We start from the raw sequence: 368 nt of genomic DNA, 5'->3' as shown, positions 1-368 counted from the left end.
AACTCTCATCAAAACCAGCCAAACTACTCACTATATTTGTATAGCTTGGATTCATTGAGCTATTACGGAATTTCTTATCTATAAAATTCATGACTTGATAAGTTTGTCCTTCAGAGCTCAAATCTGCAATGATGGTTTTAAATCCAAACTCTATTGTCCCACATGCTCTAATTATTGAATACCTAGTCAAGTATGGGACTGGATGGCTCATACTTCCAAACCCATCAATAATAGATTTAATTTTTCTAAACTCATCTAAGCAAGAATCAATTTTATCAGCTACTGAGCTATTACTGATATTGAAGTCCATACAGTTCCTCAAGAAATATAGATATTCTTCCATGAATGCTATCAGCCTGCATCGTCCC

General features: G+C 34.5%; 1 protein-coding gene. It reads right to left on the bottom strand.

Annotation, left to right across the window (positions count from 1 at the left end; genetic code table 11):
* Positions 1–310, bottom strand: a 310-nt coding sequence (locus ACYP03_RS24695; RefSeq protein WP_459782483.1) for a hypothetical protein, incomplete at its 3' end; no start/stop codon positions are given.
* Between the last annotated feature and the right edge of the window lie 58 nt (positions 311–368).

The organism is Photobacterium sp. R1 (assembly GCF_054600795.1).
Note: the sequence above shows the minus strand (reverse complement) of the source record. Positions and strands in the feature narration are given on the sequence as shown.